Annotated in this window: 12 protein-coding genes and 1 tRNA gene; all 13 read right to left on the reverse strand. The window is 53.2% G+C overall.

Annotation, left to right across the window (positions count from 1 at the left end):
• Positions 1–89: 89 nt before the first annotated feature.
• The 13 genes from hsdR to hrpA all read right to left on the reverse strand — a co-directional run bounded on the left by hsdR (position 90) and on the right by hrpA (position 17,796).
• Positions 90–2,444, reverse strand: a complete 2,355-nt coding sequence (hsdR, locus tag W01_RS08150; protein WP_173053698.1) for an EcoAI/FtnUII family type I restriction enzme subunit R — start codon at positions 2,442–2,444, stop codon at positions 90–92.
• The gene (locus tag W01_RS08155; protein ID WP_198421269.1) at positions 2,441–3,421 is read right to left on the reverse strand and encodes a BRO family protein; all 981 of its coding nucleotides are present in this window, start codon (positions 3,419–3,421) and stop codon (positions 2,441–2,443) included. Before W01_RS08155 ends, hsdR begins: the two co-directional genes overlap by 4 nt.
• Positions 3,408–4,481 carry a Fic family protein gene (locus W01_RS08160; RefSeq protein ID WP_173053700.1) on the reverse strand — a complete coding sequence of 358 codons (1,074 nt, stop codon included), beginning with the start codon at positions 4,479–4,481 and terminating at the stop codon, positions 3,408–3,410. The genes W01_RS08155 and W01_RS08160 overlap by 14 nt, the downstream gene beginning before the upstream one ends.
• A 140-nt stretch (positions 4,482–4,621) precedes the next feature.
• Positions 4,622–5,830: a restriction endonuclease subunit S gene (locus tag W01_RS08165; protein ID WP_173053702.1), complete on the reverse strand. Its 1,209-nt coding sequence runs from the start codon at positions 5,828–5,830 to the stop codon at positions 4,622–4,624.
• The gene (locus W01_RS08170) at positions 5,827–7,308 is read right to left on the reverse strand and encodes a class I SAM-dependent DNA methyltransferase (RefSeq protein ID WP_173053704.1); all 1,482 of its coding nucleotides are present in this window, start codon (positions 7,306–7,308) and stop codon (positions 5,827–5,829) included. Before W01_RS08170 ends, W01_RS08165 begins: the two co-directional genes overlap by 4 nt.
• Positions 7,309–7,499: 191 nt before the next feature.
• Positions 7,500–7,576, reverse strand: a tRNA-Met gene (locus W01_RS08175).
• A 110-nt stretch (positions 7,577–7,686) separates the two neighbouring features.
• On the reverse strand, positions 7,687–8,373 hold the full coding sequence (locus W01_RS08180; RefSeq protein WP_173053706.1) for an SPOR domain-containing protein: 687 nt from the start codon (positions 8,371–8,373) through the stop codon (positions 7,687–7,689).
• Positions 8,374–8,462: 89 nt separating this feature from the next.
• Entirely contained in the window at positions 8,463–9,191 is a 729-nt protein-coding gene (locus W01_RS08185) for a type III pantothenate kinase (RefSeq protein ID WP_198421270.1), read from the reverse strand.
• Positions 9,188–10,222, reverse strand: a complete 1,035-nt coding sequence (locus W01_RS08190) for a biotin--[acetyl-CoA-carboxylase] ligase (protein WP_242006914.1) — start codon at positions 10,220–10,222, stop codon at positions 9,188–9,190. The genes W01_RS08185 and W01_RS08190 overlap by 4 nt, the downstream gene beginning before the upstream one ends.
• Complete coding sequence (locus W01_RS08195; protein WP_173053708.1) at positions 10,219–11,388, reverse strand: patatin-like phospholipase family protein; 1,170 nt, start codon at positions 11,386–11,388, stop codon at positions 10,219–10,221. Before W01_RS08195 ends, W01_RS08190 begins: the two co-directional genes overlap by 4 nt.
• Positions 11,389–11,409: 21 nt before the next feature.
• Complete coding sequence (locus tag W01_RS08200) at positions 11,410–11,667, reverse strand: hypothetical protein (protein WP_173053710.1); 258 nt, start codon at positions 11,665–11,667, stop codon at positions 11,410–11,412.
• On the reverse strand, positions 11,652–13,967 hold the full coding sequence (locus W01_RS08205) for an NADP-dependent malic enzyme (protein WP_173053712.1): 2,316 nt from the start codon (positions 13,965–13,967) through the stop codon (positions 11,652–11,654). Before W01_RS08205 ends, W01_RS08200 begins: the two co-directional genes overlap by 16 nt.
• An 85-nt stretch (positions 13,968–14,052) precedes the next feature.
• On the reverse strand, positions 14,053–17,796 hold the full coding sequence (gene hrpA / locus W01_RS08210) for an ATP-dependent RNA helicase HrpA (protein ID WP_173053714.1): 3,744 nt from the start codon (positions 17,794–17,796) through the stop codon (positions 14,053–14,055).
• Positions 17,797–18,052 lie beyond the last annotated feature (256 nt).

Genomic DNA, 18,052 nt, shown 5'->3' on the forward strand with positions numbered 1-18,052 from the left:
CATGGCAATGATGTTGCCATCAATGATTAAGCTCGCTATACCTGTCTGTTTCCCTCACCCCAACCCTCTCCCGGTGAGAGAGGGAGCTTTCAAGCTGTTTCCTGGTAAAGATACTTCTGGAAGCCGCTGAATACCTTGCCGATCTCTTCCGGCTTGCCTAGATCAGCCACGGCATCTGCAATCGAATCGTGATACTTCAGGCACAGCAGCGGTTTCAGTTTTGCCGAATCGAGTTCCTCCACGCCGACGCTGACGTAGTGCGAGAGCACGAAATCAAGAAAGACCCGTTGTTTGCTGTTGAAGTGAGTGCTGATGAATGCCATCGCCTGGGCCGCGCGCTCTTCGCGGGTGAGCGGGGCCAGGGCATAGGCCACATGGGCCAGCACATCGAACAGGTCGCTCTTCTCCGCGTCGATGATTCTCTGCATTTCGGCTAAGTGATCCTTGCCAAAGCCTTTTTCGGCGAGCCCCTCCAGCAATTTCCTGCGCGTATCCGGCGCACCCCACAAGGCGCGCAGTTCTTCTTCGTCCTTGAAAAATTCGGGCAACTTGCCGAACAGCGCTTCCATGAACTGCTGCGCCGACATCGGCGTACCATCCGGGTGCCAGAAGCTGGTCACCATCATGTGCTGAATGGTGCGCGTCTTACCGTCGGCGAGTTTGATCCTGATTTTCTGCCGCGCCTGGTATTCCGCCGCCGGTTCTCGCGCCTCAATGGGCGCACGTGGCGCGGGAATCGGTGCGTCTTCCCGCGGTTCCTGCTCAAGCGGCTCGCCGTCCCACTCCGGGTCGTTGAAATGATGGTGCGCCCTCACGAAATCGTAGATCGTGAAGTAGTCCTTGTCGTCATAGAGTCGCGTGCCGCGCCCGATGATCTGTTTGAACTCGATCATCGAATTGATAGGCCGCAGCAGCACGATGTTGCGCACGTTGCGGGCGTCCACGCCGGTAGAGAGCTTCTGCGAAGTGGTCAGGATAGTGGGAATGGTCTTCTCGTTATCCTGAAAATCGCGCAGGTTTTGTTCGCCCAACGCGCCATCATCGGCCGTCACCCGCTGGCAGTAATTCGGGTCAGTGCTGCTCTTCGTCTGGTTGATCAGATCCCGTATCGCCAGCGCGTGGGCTTGGTTCGCGCAAAAGACCAACGTTTTTTCCCGCTGGTCGATCTGCGACATGAAGATTTCAACCCGCTTTTTCTCCCGCTCCCTGATCTCGATGATCTTGTTGAAGTCGGCTTCCTCGTAGCGCTTGCCCGCCTCGATCTCGCCCTCGACCAGCGTGTCATCGGGCGTATAGACGTACTCGTCGAGCGTTGTGGAAATCTGCTTCACCCGGAACGGCGTCAGAAAGCCGTCATTGATGCCGTCCTTGAGCGAGTAGACGAACACCGGCTCGCCAAAGTAGGCGTAGGTATCCACGTTGTCGCGGCGCTTGGGCGTGGCAGTCAAGCCAAGCTGCACGGCGGGGGCAAAGTAGTCGAGAATGCTGCGCCAGTTACTTTCGTCATTCGCCCCGCCCCGGTGGCACTCGTCGATCACGATAAAGTCAAAGAAATCCGGCGGATACTCGCCAAAATACCCCTCGACAGGCTCGGGGACCGCCGCAGGCCCGGTGGCTGAGCCTGCCGAAACCATGAAGGTCTGGAAGATGGTGAAGAAAATGCTGCCGTTCTTCGGCACCTTGCCCTTCTTGCGGATGTCCTCCGGGGCAATGCGAACCAGCGCGTCTTCGGGAAAGGCAGAAAAGGCGTTGAACGCCTGATCGGCCAAAATGTTGCGGTCAGCCAGGAACAAGATGCGCGGCCGCCGCGTTGGTTCACTGTCCGTTTTCCGGTCGCTCAAGTTCCAGCGGCTGTGGAACAGTTTCCACGCGATCTGGAAAGCGATAAAGGTCTTGCCCGTGCCGGTCGCCAGCGTCAGCAGAATGCGCTGTTTCTGGTCGGCGATGGCCTCAAGCACCCGCTCGATGGCGATATCCTGATAATAACGCCCCTGAAAGTAGCCGCCCCGATCTTCGAACGGCACAGCCGCGAAGCGATCGCGCCAGGCGTTATGAGCGGAAAAAGTGCGGTTCCATAATTCCTCCGGCGAGGGATAGTACGGCAACTCACTCTCGATGCCGGTGTGCATGTCGATGCCGTAGATGCTCTGCCCGTTAGTGGCATAGGTGTAGCGAACGGCCAGCTTGCCCGCGTAATCCTTGGCCTGTCCCACCCCTTCCGTCAGCAGCTTGTCCCATGCCTTGGCTTCGACCACACCCAGCTTGGTGTTGCGATACTCCAGCACGTAATCTGCGGTGAGTCCTTTGCCACGCTTGCCGTGGCCCTCAATGCGGCCGAGCGTGATCGGATACTCGCGGCGGATGCGGCTGCCTTCGACCACGCCCCAGCCCGCCGCCGCAAGGGCGGGGTCGATGTGTTCGGCTCGAGTTTCGGCTTCGTTCATTTCTTCTCCCTGCCCTTCCTTATGGCCTTGGGGCGCAATGCCTTGCCGGGTAGCAGAAAATTATCGGCGGACACCACCGGCCTGTTGGTCTTGGCTTCCAGCGCCTGGCGTGCCTGCTTGGCAATCGCCCCGCCCTTCGTGGCGGCCACCTTGTTTTCGGCCATCCCGGTCGCCTCATCCGTTTCGGCAATCTGCCGCGTCGACAACTCCGCCAGCGCGGTGAATATCAGTTCCGCCTCGCTCATGTGGTCGCGCAGACTGTGACCCTGCAAACCCTTCATCGTCTTGTGCGCCTTCACGCTCACGCCCGACCATTCCTGATGAATGATATTGGTGAGAATGGCGAACTCCTCGCCCTTTTTGATCTCGTGGTTTGTCCAGTAATCGGTCAGCTTGTTGCGCGTCTCCTGCCCGGTCATGCGCTGCTGTATCCACTTTTCGCTACGCCCGTGTTTCTGCCAGGTCTCGCGGGCGCGATCCAACGACAACGCCGGGTCGGCCATCTCCTGCATGCGCTCGTAGCCGACCTTGGCTAGCCACAGCTTGATCGGCTCCGCCTTCGGGCTGGGCACGGACTGCACCAGGCGCAGCAGGATTTCGGCGGTGGCCACATCGGTCAGACGTTGCTTGCCGTCACTGGCCGTCATTTTCAACTGGTAACAGTTTGTTACCAGTTCACTGCCCTCTTTGGCCAAGCGGCCCTTCAGCACCTTCCAGTACTTTCTTGCCCCTTGGAAGTCGGGCTGCTGGGTTAGCACCTGAATAATGTCGACCACCGAGAACCACCAGGTTTCGCTGGCTTCGTCGTACACACGGCGAATTTCGTGGGTCTCGAATAAGGCGGGCTGAATCGGCATGGCTTGGCTCCTTATAGGTGGCCACTGAAGGCCTGGTGCAGCAACGATTTTCAACGCATCAAGCGCGGCGAGCTTGCGCTGACAAATGGATTCGAGGCATGGGGTTTCAGCTTCGTTCATCGTCTAATGTAATCTGCGTCAAAAGTTCAAATAATGGCCGATTGATATAAAAATTTTTGCGGCCAATTTTTTTCTTTTCCACAAAGCCATTTTTAGCAAGCGTATCCAAATGCTTTGCCGCAGTAATGCGCGAAACGCCTAAATCTTTTTCCACAAACTCGATCTTGGTGTAAGGATAACGAAATAGATTATTCAGCAAATCCTGATTGTAGATTTTAGGCAGTTCAGCGCGTAAGCGATGCTTGGTCGTTTGCATCAACTCCCGCAAATTCTTAATCAGCTTGATTTCACTTTTAGCAGTAACAGCGATACCCTTCACGATATACACGCACCAATCTACCCAGTTATTGGTTTCCCTTGTTAACTGGAGCAGCTGGTAATACTGGCTTTTAGTCGAGGTGATATAGCGGCTTAAATACAGCACAGGCAAATCCAGCAAGCCTTCGCGTTGCAAGATCAGCAAATTGAGAATACGTCCGGTGCGCCCATTGCCATCGTAAAAGGGATGGATGCTTTCAAACTGGTGATGCGCAATCGCCATGCGTAATATTGGGTCCAGCTCATCCTTGGCATGAATGAAATCCACCAAATCCGCCATCAACTTCTCTATCACCACGGCATCTTGTGGCGGCTCATACACAATTGCGCCCGTGGTCTGGTTTTTAAGAACCGTGCCCGGCAGTTTCCTCAAGCCAGCATTGGTTTGTTCGACTTCTTCCTGCACGCGCAAAATCGTTCCCAATCGAATCAAGCCGGAGTCACGCACATCTTGGTACCCCACCCTTAAAGCGGCGATATAGTTTTGCACCTCCTTGGCCGCAGGTGAAGCCGAACTGCTTTGGTCGTAGGCATAGAGCTCGTCATGCGTGGTGATGATATTCTCAATTTCAGAGCTATCTTTCGCCTCCTGGATGGAGAGCGTATCCAACAGAATCGCGCTGTTGGGCAAGGATTCACACAAGCCCTTCAACTCGGCCAAATAGCGATGCGCCTCGGCCAGGCTTTGCCAGATAGCCTTAACTTCCAAGCTGGCATTTGAAGGTATCTGCAAAGCAATCACACCGTTCGCCCTATAAAAACATGATAAGAAATTTTAATTATCTTATCATGTCAGAGACAACGTGTATAAAAAATCATATTTTCTTATCACGTCATAATGGATATGGTTAAAAAACTAGGTTTTCTATACGCATCATTAATTCATAGCTCACCGGAAAAAGCTTGGTGCAGCAGCGATTTTTTCAAAGCATCAATAGCGGCGAGCTTGCGCTGGTAAATGGATTCAAGGCGCTGGGTTTCTTCTGAAAGGGAGTTAATCATAGCCACAACTCTCTGTTGATGACCGCGTGAAAAGACAGGAATCATCACCTTCTTTAGTTCGTCTGAGTCTATCTTGAGTGTTCCGTGAGCCGCACTACTCAAGACGTCGCCGCTTGAATTAATTCGGTCTCGTAGTGCGAAAAGGAGATACCGAGGAATCAGGTCTGGCTCAGGGTGGATTGCTCTGATGTCTTGGTTGAATGCACAGGGAACCATTAGCTCGGCGATTTGAGCGCCATGTGCCAAGCCCATACCACGTACAAGAATTAGGAGCGTTCCTGCTGGCGCCATACGCGTTGAAGACTCGTCAACTGCTAATCGAGAAATATGCAACAGCGAATCGAACAGTTGTGTTGATTTCATATCACGTCCAGAAACCCAAGGTATTTCGCCATTCCAATAGCCACTGTTGCTTTTGGACGGAGTACCGCCACTACTAAAAGTGCAAATTTCATCCAATCGCTTCTCTCTCCACCCCTCGCCGCACTGGTTGAAGACGGATTGCAGATGGCTTTCAAAGAGTGCGCGGGCGTTTTGAAGGTTCTTCTCGGCGTTGGCTTTGGCGGCAGCGATGCCGTCAAACGCTTCGTCGAGAATACCGACGATCCGTTTTTGTTCGGGGAGCGATTCAGGGTAATGCACCGAAAACTTCTCGGCCAAGACAATCCTAGCCAATTCCGTTTGACCTCCGCAACCCTCGCCAGCTTCCTTGATGGCATCTTCGATAACTACGAGCATGTAGCCGAAGAATTGCGGATAAAACTTCCCTGGCATCGGGCGAACGATGGTCACATGCGAATCAACAGTAGTCGGCTCCGGAGGATTCTCACGGAATTGTGCGACACGACCAAGTGTCCCTGTTCCAGTAGAGTTGACGAGAACATCTCCGGCATGAATAAGCCTGTCACTTCCGACCTTCTTTGCCTGTACATCATGTCTGCGTGAGGGTTCATAGCTGACGCGATGGTCGCGAATGCATTTTTGATTGAGGACGCATATCCCACCATCTTCCAGATACTTCGGTGAAATTCCTCGATTTAGAAACGAGCAGACCTCACCCAGCTTCTTGGTTTGCCACCCTGCCTTCATAGCAATGCCCTGATGTTTGCCAGTACCTCCGCACTCTCGGCATCCAATGCGGCGATTTCGTCCATGATGTCCTGCGGGCTGCGGTGCGCGATTTCCTCACCGCCGTTGGGGTTCTTCACCGACAAATCGTACCCTTCGGCTGCGCTCAAGGCATGGGTATCAACAGACCAACTCTTGGGTGAATCGGCGAAGGTCTTTTGCAGCTCAATAAATTCGGCAAGGTCGGCGTCGTTGAGCGGGTTGGTCTTGCCCATATTGCGCCCCGGATCAAGCTGGTAATACCAAATCTTGCGTGCCTGCCCTGAGCCATGTCGAAGGGTCGGCGCGCCCTTCTCGAAGAACAGCACGACGGTTTTCACACCCGCGCCCTGGAAGGTGCCGCCGGGGCAGTCGAGGATAGTGTGCAGGTTGCAACTTTCCAGCAGCAGTTTGCGCAAACTCACCGAAGCGTTGTCGGTGTTGGACAGGAAAGTATTCTTGATGACTACGCCGGCCCGGCCACCGGCCTTGAGCATTTTGATGAAGTGCTGGAGAAAGAGAAAAGCCGTTTCGCCGGTGCGGATGGGGAAATTCTGCTGGACTTCCTTGCGCTCTTTGCCGCCGAAGGGCGGATTGGCCAGGATCACGTCCATGCGGTCCTTGTCCTGAATGTCGACAAGGTTTTCGGCCAGGGTGTTAGTGTGGGCGATGTTGGGCGCCTCGATGCCGTGCAGGATCATGTTCATGATCGCGATGACGTAGGCCAGCGACTTCTTTTCCTTGCCGTAGAAGGTGCGCTCTTGCAGCGTCTTAATGTTGCTGGTGGTAAGGCCGGGCTTGGCCTTGAGATAATCGAACGCCTCGCACAAAAAGCCCGCCGAACCACAGGCGCCGTCGTAGATGCGCTCGCCAATTGTTGGCTGCACCACTTGCACCATGGCGCGAATCAGCGGCCGCGGGGTGTAGTACTCGCCGCCATTCCTACCCGCGTTGCCCATGTTCTTGATCTTGACTTCGTACAGGTGCGACAGCTCGTGCTTTTCGGTTTGCGAGCGGAAGCGCAGTTCGTCGATGTGATCAATGATCTCGCGCAGATTGTAGCCGCTGTGGATCTTGTTCTTGATCTCGCCGAAAATTTCACCGATCTTGTATTCGAGGGTGTTCGGCCCGCTGGCCTTCTGCTTGAAGCCGTGCAGATAGGGAAAGAGCTTGCGGTCGACGAAATCACGCAGGTCGTCGCCGGTCAGCGCCTTGTTGTGGTCAAGCTTGCCATCGGCTCCTTTGGGCGCAGCCCAGCTTTCCCAGCGGTAGGGCGCGTCGAGAATGAAGGTGTGCTTCTTGCCCTCCAGCTCGGCCTCTATAGCCTTGTCCTGCTCCAGGCTATCTAGGAATTTCAGGAACAGCAGCCAGGAGGTCTGCTCGGTGTAGTCCAGTTCGCTGGCACAACCGGCCTCTTTCCAGAGGACGTCGTCGATGTTTTTAAAAGCTTGTTCGAACATGGGGGGCAGACGCTATTCCAGGATGATGGGCTGTACGAGGCCAAAGGCGCTAATATAACCGGTATCAATGTTATTGGAAAAAAACCTTGGATATGAATGGGCGTTGAAAACGTGTATGAAACAAAAAACCCGCGCACTCATCAGGAGTGCGCGGGTTTATGTATTTCTTTAATACTACTTAAAACAATTTATGGTGGTGATAGGTGGAGTTGAACCACCGACCTCAGCGTTATGAGTGCTGCGCTCTAACCATCTGAGCTATATCACCTGAAATCGTGTCGTCGCGTTAGTCAAAGCGCCCTAAATTGCCACGAAGAGCGCGGCATTTTCCAGATTTAACTGCTGCTTGTCAATTGCGCTGGTACTTGCACCCTGGTTTTAATGCTGATCACAGGCTACCAGATGTACCGCACTGCCAGCGAACTTCTGTTGCAATGTTACCATTTTTTCAATTGCCGCTACGTCTGGAGATTTCAGCACAAACACCGTGAGTTTGAACTTGCTCATGAGCTCTCCCATCACGGCAGTTTTAACGCCTTTTGCCCGGAGGCTATCAAAAGCTTTACGCGCTGCCTTGTCTGTCTTGAATACGCCCAGCGAAATAGCGTTCTTCCAGGGTCCGGCGTCCTGCACGGTGAAATAGTCCTTCACATTATGGGTCTTGAGTTCGGCGATATTTTTATCCATTTCCGCACGGGTTTGTGCAGGTGGCAGGTATACCCAATAACCAATCGCATATTCAGTTTGTCGCTGCGTCAATTTATCCGTCAGTTTCAATGTGGTTAACGCCGCCGTGGCACGTACGCTGTCGGTGCCGGAAAATTCTCCCCATTCCAGACAAACATCAGTAAATGCTCGCTGATCCTGCGATGTTGCCAATACAACAGAAGGAGACAACAAAGTTGCCGGTGCTGCATCTGGCACATCCAGTAACTTGATCTTTTCCACATTCAGCGACGGTTGATGCTTCAAATTTTTATTTTCACCTGTCAATAGTTCACCCCATTGAATAAATGAAAAAAACATCAAATTTGCCAGCAGCAATAACCAGAATAGCCACTTCATCGTTACTCCATTTTTATTTTATTTTTAAATCTGAAAATATAGTTGCCAGAGAGACAGGCAATTTATTAGAAGCTAAAAGATTAACGCGTTCAAGATAGATTTTCCTGCGCAATAATTTGCAAGCCACGCAATACTAAGTTATCCACCCGCACCGACGGCAGCTTGAGATGCAACTGTACCTTAGCCGCTGCGCCACCGCTTAACAGGCAGCGCACATCCCCACGTATTGTCAACGCCTCAAACTGCAAACGGATAGCGCCAATGGTCGCCTGCATTGAGCCACTGAATATGGCATCGGCGGTATTGCGCGGAAATTCGCGCCAGACACCCTCGGCCTGTACTAATTGGGCAGCACCTGCGGCCAGGCTGCTTTGCATCATGTCCACACCCGGCAGGATTAATCCGCCCAAGAATTCGCCCTCGGCAGACAGCGCATCCACAGTCGTTGCTGTACCGCAATTTACCACCAGACAGGATGCGCGCTCTTGATGCCAAGCTGCAATTAGCGCCGCCCAACGGTCGCTGCCAAGCTGCGCAGGGTGTTCATATAAATTACGCACCCCACATTGCCTTACTTGGGCCACGATGAATTCGATGGGACAAGGCCAAGCGGCACAGACTGCGGATAGCAGTTGCGCCATCTTCTCGCCAGCAACATTGGATACGAGGATTCTGTCCGGTGGCGGCAACTCCAAGAATGCCATGCTCAATGCGGTCGCATGCGTATTTTCAAGCACATTTTGCTGCAACCCCATGCCGCCTTCTACCATGGCCCACTTAATGCGACTATTGCCAGCATCAATCAGTAACATTTTCATGATGCACGCAAACCAATCTCTCCCGCATTAAAGACTTGCATTCCGCCCACCGTTTCCAGAATAAGCGCACCATTCTCGGTTACGCCTCGTGCGATGCCCATTTCAGTTCTGCCATCCGGCAACAGTAATCGTACCGTCTGGTTGTGCAAAGCGTGATGGCTTTCCCATTCCGCACGCAGTGCCGCAAAACTATTACTGGCAAATTCATAAAGTACTGCCTGCAATTCCCGTAAAATTACCGCGAATAAGTAGTTGCGTTCCGGCACATTAATTCCCGGTATGCCCGCTACCATGCCTTGCAGGCTCGAAACCGGTTGATCAATCTGCGGCAACAATTGTTCAGGCATGGACAGGTTGAGGCCAATGCCAATCACTACAGCGCTTGGCCCCAACATATCACCCTGTGCCTCCAGCAGAATACCGGCTAATTTACCCTCGTTACTACCCAGCACGTCATTCGGCCATTTCAGCCGTGCGCTTGTCATGCCAAGCGCGTGCAACGCACGGATCAACGCCACTCCGACGGCCAAGCTCAAGCCAGACAGCGCCGATAAATCAAGTTCAAAACGCCACAACAACGAGAACGTGAGCGCATTGCCCAAGCCGGAATGCCATGACCGCCCCAATCGCCCCCGTCCGCCGCTTTGCAGTTCCACCGCCAGCACATTGCCGCTGGGTGCGCCCTGCGCTGCGCGCTGCAACAACAGAGTATTGCTGGAGGGCAGGCTATCAAAAATTTCTATCTGGAATTGTCCCGCCTGCTCACCTAAATGGCGGGCAATAAGCGCAGCATCGAGCCATTGCGGCGGATTGCTCAGGCAATAACCACGACCAGGTACGCTGTATAAAGCCAAGCCATAATCTGCTACCCCATGCAAAGCATTGCTCACACTGGCACGCGATATGTCCAATCGCTGCGCCAGCATTTCCCCGGAATGGAATTTCCCGTCCACCAACTGGCGCAACAGGGCGAAAGTAAGCGGTTTCATCGTGGTGCATGGGTGGGGGGCGCCCATGCTGACAGCTTTCATTGTGGCAAGCTTTCTGCTGTTTTTTCGTGCTTATTTATAAAAGCCAGGATTTCTTGCTTCTGTTTCAGTGCATCCTGATACCCCAGCTCGATCATCGCCCGACAAAAATTCTTTTCAAACAATAAGTAACTCATCAGATTTGCCCCGCTACGGCGCATCGCGCCTATCCCGCGCAACAGAAAACGGATAGTCCATGGCAAGTGCATGGCATAACGCTGAGCAATTTGCTCAATAGCCTGGCTAGGCTTAATCACCAGAACATCGACATGACGCCAATTTATTTGCTGCTGAACATCTTCCGACAACATTCCAATGGAATGATTGATGCGCTGCACCCGCTCCAGATCCACCTCCAAACTATCCAGGAAAATGCTATCCATAACATGGCCGCCAATCTGCGCTAGCGAAGGATAATCACATTGATTGCTGCGATCAGGTTGTTCCTCCTCGCTATGGCCTAAGCCGATGACTAGCACGCGAGTCGCACCCAGATGTAGCGCAGAGCTGATCGGTGCGATCTGGCGCATCGAGCCATCGCCAAAATATTCACGATTGATGAGTACCGCTGGAAAGATAAACGGAATGGCTGAAGAAGCCAATAAATGTTTGGGTTCGATCTTGGTTGGAATACCTAGACGATGCGCTCGATTCCAGGGCAGAATGTCCTCCACTCCCTGGTAAAAAGTCACGGAGCACCCCGAACCATAGCCCGAGGCAGTAATACTCAGTGCGTCAAGATGGCCTGCATCAATATTCTCCTGGATTTTTTCATACGGCAGCGTTGCTTCCAGCATCGTTACCATCGGCGCATTATCAAGCAGCGACACATGGTTCAACTTATTGATACCCATACTGCTCAAGATCAGCCCTGCAAACCAGCGCGAACTATTCTTTAAAACACTTATCGGATCGGTTCGATAAACATGATCAACGTGGGAATTTTTCCAGATATTAAGGAGGTATTTCACGCTTTTGCGAAAGGACAGGGCATTTACTGCAAGCGTAACCGCATTAAGCGAACCTGAGGAGGTTCCGCAGATAATAGGGAAGGGATTATGTGCATGACGCGGCAGAAACTCGGCGATGGCCTTCAGCACGCCCACTTGATAGGCAACGCGCGCGCCCCCTCCCGTCAGAATCAAGCCAAGCTTATCTGGCGCACTCATCTGACCGTCCCCATCAAGCGTTTACAAATCGCCGGGTCCAACCTCAGCATGCACAGTTTCCAGCGCATCTTTCAGTGTTTCCTCGGACAGATCATTTACACACTTGGATAACATCGCCGCCGCTTCTGCCGCCTCCGGCGGCAGGTTGCGACCATCGGTATTGGCCACCAGTACAGCGGCAGCTCCCACCACTTTCAGTAAGCCGGTACGCTCATTCATCAGAATTTCCAACTCTTCGCGCAGCATGGCTGCTTCCTGTGTATTTAATTTGTCCGACATATAACCTCCTTACAATGAGTTTCAACCCCCGTTACCGCCAGCGCACTCATATTTACGATACTACGCACTGTGGCATTGGGAGTCAGGATATGAATGGACCTCGCCGCACCAAGCAAAATCGGTCCTATGGTGATACCGTCGCCCGCAAGCATTTTTAGAAGACCAAAAGAAATATTCGCCGCGTCCAGATTCGGCATGATGAGCAAATTTGCCACTCCTTTCAAGCGTGAGTTGGGAAAAATCTGCATCCGCAGCTTTTCCGAAATGGCAGCTTCGCCGTGCATCTCACCCTCTACTTCCAGCTCCGGTGCCATTTGCTCCAGCAATTCGCGCGCCCGACTCATCTTGTGCGCGGACACGTCATCAAAACTACCGAAACTGGAATGTGACAGCAGTGCAACTTTGGGAACGATACCGAAACTGCGTACCTCATCTGCCGCCAGTAGCGTCATTTCCGCCACTTGTTCAGCGCTGGGGTCGAGATTGATCTGCGTGTCGCAGATGAACAATGTATGGTTGGGTAACAGTAAAATATTCATCGCGGCGAACACGCTGACACCCGGCCGCAGGCCGATCACATTGCTGACATGACACAGGTGGTTACGGGATTGAGATAAGGTTCCGCACAGCATGGCATCTGCATCCCCCATGTGTATCAGCATGGTACCTATCAACGTATTGTGACGACGTATCTCGCGCTTGGCGTCGTCAGGGGATACGCCTGTGCGTTGCATCAAACGATGATACTCCGTCCAATAGGCACGGAAGCGCGGGTCGTTTTCCGGATTTACCAGTTCGAAATGTTCTCCTGCGCAGATGCGAAGGCCGAGCTTTTGAATCCGCTGTTCCACTACTGACGGACGGCCAATAAGGATGGGTTTGGCCAAGCCTTCGTCCAGTACCATTTGTACCGCATGCAGTACGCGTTCATCCTCACCTTCAGCATAAACGAGGCGCTTTGGATTTTTTTTTGCCAAATCAAATACCGGCTTCATCAACAGCCCAGACTGATAAACAAAAAGCGAAAGATGCTCACGGTAGGCCGCCATATCGACCAATGGCCGTTGCGCTACTCCGCTATTCATGGCTGCTTGGGCAACTGCTGCAGCGATTTTTATAATCAGGCGTGGATCGAACGGCTTGGGAATCAGATATTCCGCACCAAATGTCAGGCTTTCCTCGCCATACACCGACGCTACCGCAGCGGACTGCTCGGCCTGTGCCAGTTCAGCGATGGCAAACACGGCGGCATGCTTCATTTCTTCATTAATGGTGGTGGCGCCAACATCCAACGCGCCACGGAAAATATAGGGGAAGCACAGTGCATTGTTGACTTGATTAGGATAGTCCGAACGTCCGGTGGCCAGAATGGCATCCGGCCGCACCGCCTTCGCCAGCTCTGGCCAAATTTCCGGCGTGGGGTTAGCCAGTGCGAAAACCAGAGGATTGGGGGCCATCTGTTCCACCATCTCCGGTTTGAGTACTCCGCCTGCAGATAAACCCAGAAACACATCGGCATCAGAGATCACTTCAGCCAAGGTACGCGCAGCAATGTCCACTGCATAACGAGTTTTGTGCTCATCCATCTCCTCGATGCGCCCCCGGAACACGACCCCCTTGATATCGGTGACGATAATGTTCTCTCTACGCACGCCTAAACTCACCAGCATATCCAGGCAGGCCAGAGCCGCAGCGCCCGCACCGGATGCCACCAGCTTGATTTGATCAATTTGCTTGCCGACTACTTTAAGTCCATTCAGCAAGGCTGCGCCGACGATGATGGCAGTGCCATGCTGGTCGTCGTGGAACACCGGGATTTTCATGCGTTCGCGCAAGCGTCGCTCAATGTAGAAACATTCCGGTGCCTTGATATCTTCCAGATTAATGCCACCGAAGGTCGGCTCCAGCGCGACAATGATGTCCACCAGCTTGTCTGGGTCGCGCTCGTTAATCTCCAGGTCAAACACATCGATACCGGCGAATTTCTTGAACAGCATGCCCTTACCTTCCATCACCGGCTTGGCTGCCAGCGGGCCGATTGCGCCCAGTCCCAGCACCGCTGTGCCGTTGGTAATCACCGCCACCAGATTACCGCGCGCGGTAAGATTGTGCGCCTCATTAACATCCGCCACGATGGCTTCACATGCCGCTGCCACACCGGGCGAATAGGCCAGCGCCAAGTCACGCTGGGTTAACAGGGGCTTGCTCGGCACAACGGAAATTTTGCCCGGTTTGGGCAGGCGATGATATTGCAGTGCGGCTGCCCGCAATGTCTCATCAAGAGTGTTATCAGTAACCATAATGGGGCGGATTATACCTGACAGCCTATCCTGCCCGGATTCCCTTTGGCAGGGCAGAAACTAAAGAGCAAAAAATTTGGCAGAGCTACATCTGCTCCCACAATTTTTCCAGTCGCTTCACCGACACAATCACGGGCGTCTTCAATTCCTGCGCAAACAACGACACGCGCAATTCCTGCAATAGCCAACCAAACTCTTCTATCCGCAAATCAATACTGCCTTGCTGCGCAATTACTTTGCGTTGCCAAGTCTGCTGCAAGGATTGCATTTGCGTGTATTGACGCGCATCCCGTGCCGCATCGACGCGCAGTTTTTCCAGCCGCACATTGATCGCTTTTAGATAGCGCGGCAGGTGCTGTAAACGCTCGTAAGGAATACGTGCGATAAACTCTTTCTGCAACAGCCATTCGTACTGCGCACGCATATCCTGGACGGTTTGCCCGTTTGATTTGGCAGCTTGTATTTTTTTGTGTACGAGTTGATATTCGGTCAGAATTGTGCCGATCAGCCGCGTGATTTCTTGTGCCACCAACGTCAAACGGCTCTTGGCTTCCTTGCAACGCGCAGTGAATTCGGTTTCATTTGTTGGCCAGGGCTCATTCATACAACAACGATCAAAGGTGACCGCCAAAATCTGGCGGCGCAAATCCTGGATGCTGCCGAAGGACAAAAACTGCATTGCCATTGCTTGCAAGCCAAGATTTTTTTCCAGAAATTTAACCTGATCCTTGAGCGCCAGCATAAATAAGCGCCGTAACCCGGCACGATGGGCGCTCAGCGCTTCATCGCGAGTATCGAATGTTCGTAAAGATACCGCATCGTCTTCATCCACTAGTGCGTTGAATAGCGTCACAACTTGTCCGGCGCGCTGTATTTCTGAAGTTTCCTTAAAGTCACCCATACTCCAATCGGTAAAGCGCACCCGCTTTTGTTCTGCGGCTGCACCCTTTGCAGCAGACGGCGCAAGCTTGGGTGCAAGCTCGGCACGCAACTGAATGAAATTGCGCGAAACTCCCAACTGTCTGCCATGCTCGTCTACTACATAAAAATTCATGAGCAGGTGAGCCGGCAATTGCTCTAACCGAAATGCATCCAGTAGTACTTCCAATTGCTTCTGTTCGCGAATATAGCGTGCCAATGCCTGCAGCAATGGCGTATCCGAGGGCGGCACCTCTCGACAAAACAAGGCCGCGAACTCCGGCACCGGCACCATATGGCGGCGCAGCTTCTGCGGCAAAGTTTTGATCAATTGCGTCACTTTTTCTGTCAACAGGCCGGGCACCAAATACTCGCAACGCGGAGCGGAAACCTGGTTAATCAGAGCCCGCGGCACGGTGAGATTCACACCATCGTCGCTCTTGCCCGGCACAAAATGATAAGCCAGTGCATAGTTAATATTGTTCATCACCAGTTGCGGTGGGAATTGATCGGTGGTGATGCCTGCTGCCTCGTGGCGCATCAGGTCGTCACGTTGGAGATATAGCAGGCGCGGACTGGCGCGTTCCGCCTCCTTGCGCCATGTCTCGAATGCCGCGCCATTGTAAATGTGCGGTGGGATGATGCTATCGTAAAAGGCAAAGATCAATTCGTCATCTACCAGCACATCCGGTCGGCGCGCCTTATGCTCCAAGGCCTCAATGTCCCGGATTAACTGCTGGTTGTGCGAGAAGAAGGGCGCTAGTGTATGAAATTCGCCCGCCACTAATGCCTGACGAATAAACACCGCGCGTGATTCCGCCACGTTCATTGGGCCGTAATGCACGCGCTTTTTCGGGTTGATAATCAGGCCATACAAGGTGCTGCGCTCGAATGCCACTACCTGTGCTGCCTTCTTCTCCCAGTGCGGATCAAAATAGTGGCGCTTGATCAAATGCGCACCCACTTCCTCCAGCCATTCCGGTTCGATGCGCGCCACACAACGAGCATACAATTTCGTCGTCTCGGTTAGTTCAGCTGCCACGACCCATTTTGGACTTTTTTTCGCAAGCACCGAATTCGGCACGATAAAAAATTTTATTTCGCGCGCGCCCTGATAATGCGCTTCGCGGTCCACGCTCTTGCAGCCGATATTACCCAGCAGACCCGTTAACAGAGCTTTGTGGATTTCCTCATAGCTGGCGGGAATTTCATTCAGCCGCATGCCCATCTCGGCAACCTGCGCGTGTAACAGCTGATACAGCTCATGCCATTCGCGCAGACGTAGAGGCGATAAGAATTTCTCGCGGCATTCATTTGCCCACAGACGCTTGGATTTTTTATGCTTCACTGCCTCTTGAAACCATGCCCACAAATTGACATAGGTCAGGAAATCCGAGCGCTCATCATTAAAACGCTGATGCGCGTCATCCGCCGCTTTGCGCCACTCCGACGGACGATCACGCGGATCCTGCAACGATAGTGCGCTGGCGATAATGAGAATTTCCTGCAAGCAGTGATACTGCCTTCCCGCCAGCAGCAAGCGAGCGATTTTTGGGTCAAGCGGCAGCTTTGCCAGCTCGCATCCCAACGGCGTCAGCTGCCGCTCTTCATTTATTGCATTCAATTGCGCCAGCAACTGGTAGCCATCGGCAATTGAACGCGATCCGGGCGGCTCGATGAAGGGGAATTGTTCGACTTCGCCCAGTCCCAGCGCACTCATACGCAAAATTACGGTTGCCAATGACACACGGAAAATTTCCGCATCGGAATATTCTGTGCGCGCCAGGAAATCCGGCTCGTCATACAAACGCACGCATATCCCGCTCATCACCCGCCCACAACGCCCGGCGCGCTGGTTGGCGGCGGCACGCGCGATTTTTTCCACGCGCAATTGTTCGACTTTTTGCCGTATGCTGTAACGATTGATGCGAGCCAGCCCGCCGTCGATCACATATCCGATATTCGGGACGGTTAAGGAAGTCTCTGCAACATTGGTGGCGAGCACGACACGGCGCGTGCCGGAAGTTTTGAATACGCGGTCCTGCTCAGCCGCCGACAAGCGCGAGAACAGCGGCAAGATTTCCACGCCAATGGGATGATGCTTGCGCAAAGCTTCCGCAGTGTCACGGATTTCGCGCTCGCCCGGCAGGAATACCAAAATGTCGCCGCGTAAGCCATCCACTGCCAGTTCGTCCAGCGCGACACATACCGCCTGTGGAATATCCTGCATTTCGCCTTCGGCATTCTCCTGCAACGGACGGTAACGCACCTCCACCGGATAACTGCGGCCACTGACCAGCATGATCGGCGCACCGCTGAAATGTTTAGCGAAGCGCTCTGCATCCAGCGTAGCCGAAGTAATAATGAGCTTGAGATCTGGGCGGCGTGGCAATAGCTGCTTGAAGTAACCCAACAGAAAATCGATATTCAGGCTGCGCTCATGCGCCTCATCGATAATGATGGTGTCGTATTTTTTTAGCAGCCGATCGCTCTGGATTTCCGCCAGCAAAATGCCATCGGTCATCAGCTTGATGCAGGTATCCGGCGATACCTTGTCATTAAAGCGAATCTTGTAGCCGACCAGGCCACCCAACTCTGTTTTCAGTTCAACCGCGATGCGCGTTGCCACAGAGCGCGCCGCGACACGGCGTGGCTGAGTGTGGGCAATGACGCCTTGCACACCCCGGCCCAGACTCAAACAGATTTTAGGTAACTGGGTAGTTTTACCAGAACCAGTCTCACCACACACGATGATCACCTGATTGGTAACGATGGCTTGCGCTAATTCTTCGCGCCGCAATACTACCGGCAGGTCAAGCGGAAATTCGATTGGAGCAAGCAATTCAATACGTGCTGCGCGACGAGCTTGAAGAGATCCAGCGTGAATGGGGTGAGGTGGGCGGTCAGTCATTGCGCACGATTGTACCTGAAACCGGTAGGTGAAGAAAAACAGGGAGACCAAGACGCAGTATGGTTGGAGGATGGTTTATTAGACTAGTTCCGGTCTGGTTGCATGTGCCTTCCGATGTATTGGCACGCCGGTAATGCATGTGTTCATCCCCCTGTGATGTTGGGCTTCATTTCATTCGGTCCAACCTACTGAGCTTTCCGTTTGAGGCGGTCAAGGTTGAGTTTTTGCTAGAGGCAGAGTAGCGCTTCGGCAAGAT

It is taken from the genome of Candidatus Nitrotoga sp. AM1P (assembly GCF_013168275.1).
Lineage (GTDB): Bacteria > Pseudomonadota > Gammaproteobacteria > Burkholderiales > Gallionellaceae > Nitrotoga.

What these genes read in the sequence shown, in the direction of transcription:
- hsdR (WP_173053698.1), bottom strand. Translation starts at nt 2,444, where the DNA reads ATGAACGAAGCCGAAACTCGAGCCGAACACATCGACCCCGCCCTTGCG.
- W01_RS08155 (WP_198421269.1), bottom strand. Translation starts at nt 3,421, where the DNA reads ATGAACGAAGCTGAAACCCCATGCCTCGAATCCATTTGTCAGCGCAAG.
- W01_RS08165 (WP_173053702.1), bottom strand. Translation starts at nt 5,830, where the DNA reads ATGAAGGCAGGGTGGCAAACCAAGAAGCTGGGTGAGGTCTGCTCGTTT.
- W01_RS08170 (WP_173053704.1), bottom strand. Translation starts at nt 7,308, where the DNA reads ATGTTCGAACAAGCTTTTAAAAACATCGACGACGTCCTCTGGAAAGAG.
- W01_RS08180 (WP_173053706.1), bottom strand. Translation starts at nt 8,373, where the DNA reads ATGAAGTGGCTATTCTGGTTATTGCTGCTGGCAAATTTGATGTTTTTT.
- W01_RS08185 (WP_198421270.1), bottom strand. Translation starts at nt 9,191, where the DNA reads ATGAAAATGTTACTGATTGATGCTGGCAATAGTCGCATTAAGTGGGCC.
- W01_RS08190 (WP_242006914.1), bottom strand. Translation starts at nt 10,222, where the DNA reads ATGAAAGCTGTCAGCATGGGCGCCCCCCACCCATGCACCACGATGAAA.
- W01_RS08195 (WP_173053708.1), bottom strand. Translation starts at nt 11,388, where the DNA reads ATGAGTGCGCCAGATAAGCTTGGCTTGATTCTGACGGGAGGGGGCGCG.
- W01_RS08200 (WP_173053710.1), bottom strand. Translation starts at nt 11,667, where the DNA reads ATGTCGGACAAATTAAATACACAGGAAGCAGCCATGCTGCGCGAAGAG.
- W01_RS08205 (WP_173053712.1), bottom strand. Translation starts at nt 13,967, where the DNA reads ATGGTTACTGATAACACTCTTGATGAGACATTGCGGGCAGCCGCACTG.
- hrpA (WP_173053714.1), bottom strand. Translation starts at nt 17,796, where the DNA reads ATGACTGACCGCCCACCTCACCCCATTCACGCTGGATCTCTTCAAGCT.